Genomic DNA, 3,388 nt, shown 5'->3' on the forward strand with positions numbered 1-3,388 from the left:
CCCCCCCCCCCCCCCCCCCCCCCCCCCCCCCCCCCCCCCCCCCGCGCCCCCCCCCCCCCCGCCCGCGGGGGGCGGCCCCGCTCCCGTGTGCCCCGACCCGCAAAGGAGCGCCCTCGATGGCCGCGCCGCCCGCTCCCACCCCCACCGGCCCCCGGCCTGCCACCCGGGCCGGCGCGCTCGTGCAGGCCCATCGCATCGCCGACGCCGTCGACCGCGCCTGGCACAGCGCCCACATCAGCGTCGCACCGAGATCCCCGTCTCCGTCGTCGCGGCGCTCGCGCTACGCACCCCCGACACCGCCGACGACCGCGCCCACATCGCCACCCGCCTCCTGGGCGCCGACGACGACGGACTGCGCGGATTCCTGCGCGCCACCTGGCAGCTCTACGCCCGCGCCCGCCCCGACCTCGCCCACCGGATCACCCCGCTCGCCGCGCCGTGGTACACCGACCCGCTCCCCGGCCCCGACCTGCTACGCGCCGCACGAACGGTCATGCGGGCCGCCCTCAAGACGGGGCTGCACGACCTGCTCGACACGGCCCGCTACGACGTCGACCTGTTCGGCCCCCTGCTGTCCGTCCTACGCACCCGCGGCGACCGGGCGGCACGCGGCCAGTACTACACCCCACCCGACCTCGCCGACCTCCTCGCCCGCCTCGGCGGCACCCTGCCCACCCCAGGCCAGGTCGTGCTCGAACCCACCGCCGGCACCGGCGGCCTGCTGCGCGCCGTCAGCCAGGCGATCCGCGACGCCGACGGCGACCCCCACACCATCCACTGGATCGCCGTCGACCCCGACGGTCTCGCGCTCGCCGCCCTCGCCATCAATGTGATCATCTGGGATCTCGGGCCCCACGTCCTGCTCGCCCACGACGACGTCCTGCGCGACGACTGGCAGACCCGCGCCCTCGGTGAACGCGCCGAAGCCCTCGCGCTCGCCCGCCGCCTCCACCAGGCCGAACACCTGCTCGACGTTCTCCGCCGCCTCGACGGCACGAACCCCGACCAACCCTGAGCCCCTGCCTCCCGGCCTGGCGCTCACCCCGCGACGACAACGACAGGAACCCCGCCATGCCCTCCGACCCGCTGGTGACGGTGCGCCACCCCCAGCCCTACATCATCCACGTGATCGTCCGGCCTGGCGCCGACGCCGCGAGCGTCAGCGCCGCCCTCGCCGGCCTACCCGCCGACGCCGTTTTCCTCGACCACGGCGGCGACACCACCTACCTCACCATGATCTTCCGAGAGCCGCCCACCGCACCGCCGTCGACCACGACCGTCCCGACCGTGGTAGTACCGCCGGCCGGCTGGATCCCCTCGGTCAACGGCCACCGCCCCCACCCGGGCGGCGACGAAAACAACGCCGTACATGTCCTCACCGCCGGGCTCCTCCTCGGCCACCACGACCACGACATCCTGCGCCCACCCACCGACCCCACCCGCCCCACCGTGCTCACCGTCGTACGCCTCGTCCGCCGACGCGCCGACCTCCTCGCCCGCCCACCACACCGCCAGTAGCAGACCCGCCAGAACCACGCGGCGACGCCCGCAGCCGCCACGCCGTGAAGCCTCCGGAGAGGCTCCGGCCGGCAGCTGGACAGGCGTCCACCCGCCACCAAACCAGCCACCCTCACCCCCGCCCCGGACCCGCACCCAGACCGGGCCGGACTGGGGCATGCCCGGAAAGCAACCAATCATGATCAAAGTAGTCGTGTTGCCGGCGGACCCGTCACTGCCGGTCCGTCTCATCGACCACGACGAGACCAGCCTGACCGCCGACCAGGCCCTCGTCGGCGGCCTGATCGAAGGAATCGACCTCGTCGACCCCCACGCCAGGCTCTACGTCAGAGAAACCGGCAAGATCGATAATCTGCCGCTTAACGGCCGGGCCACCCTGCTCGCCTGGGTCCACGCCCCCCAGCTCCGAGCACTCGACGTCATCGCCGGTGACGCCTACCTCACCGGCCCCAGCCGCCGCAGCCGCAACACCGACACCCCCGCCGCTCTCCTCGCAGCCCTCACCGGCACCGCGCCAGTCCACGTCCACGTCCACGTCCCGCCGCCATCACACCTGGACCACCGTCACGGAAAGAATCGCCACGAGCTTCGGCGAACCGTTCGACTCCTACACCACCGCCCTGCTCGTTCTTGATCACCCGGACGCCGGCGACATCCGCGTCACCCTCGCCGACAAAACCTGATCACTCGCGCGCGAGGCAGCCAACAGCGAGATCCGACCCGCTCAGTGACCGATCTCGGCGGCCCGCTTGGCCCACGGCTCGCCGTACCGCCGGTGCTCGATCAGTCGTGGAGACCACTTCGCGCCTGATCTCCCTGAGCAGTCACCCGGACGAGGCGCGGAGATCCTTCCCGATCCGAGCTGCCTCCTAATTCGACCGGTCCCTCATTTTGTCGTTATGGGACGGCGCTGTCGACGTGGCCCAGCGACGCCTGCGGCGGCGAGTAGTAGCCATCTGGTGATTTTTCTGCACGTTTCTCTCCTTCTAGAATGGAGGTTCTCCGATGAGGGAGTATATTGCCCTCGTAGATGAGGAGTGGCTGTGTCGGTGCGACAATACCCCGAGTCGCGACGGTTTTGTACCCGTCCGAGGCGGGCGCGAAGTCGACACCGCGTCCCGCAGATGGCGGGGGTCCTACTGCTGCCTGCGATGCGGCTTTCTCATTTCCTGGCCGAGCAGGGATATTATCGGCTACCTCGATTTCGCCGACCTGAGACTGCGCGATCACGGCCCCGAGCTCACTCCCGGCGGCGACGCCGACGAAAGGACATAGCACATGGACGGCGAACAAGCTGCTGACGGTCCGCATTGCAGCACGAGGAGCAGTCGCAAACGGCGAGATCCGGACACGCCGACGGATCGCCGCGATCAACGGTGAGAGCGTCGTCGACCTCGGCCGAGGAGACCCGGTGATCTCTCCGCGCGGGAGGGTCGGACGGCTGTGAGCCGCGAGCGCGACCTTCGCCTACCGTCGGCCGGGTGGGTCCGGCGACGGGCTGCTGCCGGACCGGCCAGACTGGATCCAACCGGCGTGCACCTGGTCGCGCTCAGCCCCTCGAGGACAACAACGATGAACTTCGAGACCGACATCCTCATCGACACCGTGGTCGGTGAGGTGCAAGACGCCCTGCGCAACGGCGACCGGCCCGCACTCGCAGTGCTGGAGGGAGAGCCCACCCGCGAGCTGCGCTCCCCGTTCTACCTGCGAGATGCCGCCACCGCGGCGGAGTTCGAGCAGCGTTTGGCCCGCGAACTGGAGACGATCGATGTGAACGCCACCTGGACCGCCCACTAGTGGTCGTCGCCGTTAGTTCGTCGGTGATCGGTGGTGTCAGGTAGGTAGAGGCTGGCGGCGAGGTCGAGTGCGG

At 70.9% G+C, this 3,388-nt stretch carries 4 protein-coding genes; all 4 read left to right on the forward strand.

Going from position 1 to position 3,388, the window contains the following annotated elements:
• Window positions 1-1,015, forward strand: a 1,015-nt coding sequence (locus ND747_RS15920; RefSeq protein WP_251734402.1) for an N-6 DNA methylase, incomplete at its 5' end; no start/stop codon positions are given.
• Between the two features lie 56 nt (window positions 1,016-1,071).
• Complete coding sequence (locus ND747_RS15925; protein WP_251734403.1) at window positions 1,072-1,518, forward strand: hypothetical protein; 447 nt, start codon at window positions 1,072-1,074, stop codon at window positions 1,516-1,518.
• Window positions 1,519-1,696: 178 nt separating this feature from the next.
• Complete coding sequence (locus ND747_RS15930; protein WP_251734404.1) at window positions 1,697-2,152, forward strand: DUF3846 domain-containing protein; 456 nt, start codon at window positions 1,697-1,699, stop codon at window positions 2,150-2,152.
• Window positions 2,153-3,090: 938 nt separating this feature from the next.
• Window positions 3,091-3,315 carry a hypothetical protein gene (locus ND747_RS15935; RefSeq protein ID WP_251734405.1) on the forward strand — a complete coding sequence of 75 codons (225 nt, stop codon included), beginning with the start codon at window positions 3,091-3,093 and terminating at the stop codon, window positions 3,313-3,315.
• The last annotated feature ends 73 nt before the right edge of the window (window positions 3,316-3,388 follow it).

It is taken from the genome of Frankia sp. R82, assembly GCF_023716925.1.
Classification (GTDB): domain Bacteria; phylum Actinomycetota; class Actinomycetes; order Frankiales; family Frankiaceae; genus Frankia.